This is a genomic window from Streptomyces sp. NPDC101166 (assembly GCF_044768125.1).
GTDB lineage: Bacteria > Actinomycetota > Actinomycetes > Streptomycetales > Streptomycetaceae > Streptomyces.
This window is the reverse complement of record NZ_JBIWPF010000281.1, coordinates 1-1,114: the sequence shown is the minus strand read 5'-3', so window position 1 is coordinate 1,114 and position 1,114 is coordinate 1. Positions and strand designations below refer to the sequence as shown.

1 pseudogene is annotated in these 1,114 nt (G+C 68.1%); it reads left to right on the top strand.

Annotated elements, in window-relative coordinates:
• Positions 1–910: pseudogene (locus tag ACIRS4_RS38410) on the top strand (hypothetical protein); the annotation flags it as partial.
• Between the last annotated feature and the right edge of the window lie 204 nt (positions 911–1,114).

The following is a 1,114-nucleotide window of genomic DNA, read 5'->3' as shown; positions in this document are numbered from 1 at the left end:
GGCGTCGCATCGCTTCGGCATGTTCTCCGACAATGTCGTCGAACTCGAATACGTCGATCAGGATGGTCGATTCGGCACCTGCGGGCGCACCCACCACGCGGAACGCTTCCGCAAGATCCTGGGCGGCGGCGGGCGCACCGGCATCATCACCGCGCTCACCCTCGAGGTGACCGGCGTGGACAAGGACCGCACCTGGCTCACCACCGACGCGCACCGCTTCCTGGACTTCGACACCTGGGTGGAGCACTCCTTCCGCGAGATCCAGTCCCCGGGCGACTCCATGCTGCAGGTGGGCCGCTGGATCGATACCGCGCCGCTGAAGGTCGCGCGCCCGGTCGGCACCGGCACCGTGCAGCTGGGCACGGTCCGTTTCGGCCAGTGGTCGAGCCTGCACCCCACCACCCCCAACCTGTCGCTGCGTGCCCGGCGTGAGGTCGGCGCCCGCGCCCGGAAGTCGCTGGGCGCCATCGCAGCCTCGGCGGGCGGCCGCGCCGGCATGCCGGTCCGCAATGCCGCGGCGGGCGCGCTCATGTTCGCTCCGAAGGTGCTGACGCTGCGCGACGCGGAGTACCTGGCCGACACCGTGATCAGCTCCTCGGAGCGCGGACCGGCCTACCGCATCTCGCTTTTCGCGCCCATGTCCAACTACGCGCGGGTGTTCCACGGCCTGCACGACCTGTTCTCCGGGCACCGTGAGCGCACCGGCTGCTTCACCGTGATCTCGGCCATGACCTACGGCGTGCGCTCCCGTTACCTGCGTGAACTCGACGACGAGGACCACGGCTTCATCACCTTCACCTGCCGGTTGCGTCCGGCGGCGCTGCCCTCGGAACTGTTGCGGGACATCGTGTCCGGAATCGACGAGATCTGTGTGGCCGAACGCGCCCGGCGTTATGACCCGACCGAATAGAATGTGTTCCGCCGCACTGCCAGCTATCGGTTAGCAGCCGGGAGGCGCGGCGGTATCGATACTGTCGGCGGGGTATCGGTGCATGGTTCATGCTCAATCCTCTGATGAAGGTTGCCTGTCCCATGATCGAATTCCGTGCTGCCCGCCGCCCCCGTAGTGCCGGTGACCCCGAGGGCGAACGCCCGCTCGAGGGCAAACGCGTGG